The sequence below is a fragment of the Acetobacter indonesiensis genome (assembly GCF_000963945.1).
Lineage (GTDB): Bacteria > Pseudomonadota > Alphaproteobacteria > Acetobacterales > Acetobacteraceae > Acetobacter > Acetobacter indonesiensis.
On sequence record NZ_BAMW01000023.1, the window covers coordinates 1 to 236 of the forward strand.

Consider the following 236-nt stretch of genomic DNA (forward strand, 5'->3'; position numbering starts at 1 on the left):
CAAACCCTCAGTCTGAATACGGATGCTTACGAAAGTGATGCCAGCAGTCAGTTGACCAGCACTGGTGTTCTGACATTGGTCATGGCTGGAACGCTGGATAATGGAGGGACATTATCCGGCGATAAGGGGTTTGATCTGACTGTTGGTGGGTTCCGCAACGAGGCCAGTGGTATTCTGGCGGCAAAATCAGGGGATGGCACACTTCGGGTGACCGGTTCCGATAGGGTGGTGAATGC

The 236-nt window shown here is 53.4% G+C and carries 1 protein-coding gene; it reads left to right on the forward strand.

What is annotated here, in order from left to right:
- Positions 1-236 (forward strand): hypothetical protein (locus Abin_RS07495; RefSeq protein WP_048845747.1); only part of this gene is annotated, 236 nt, incomplete at both ends.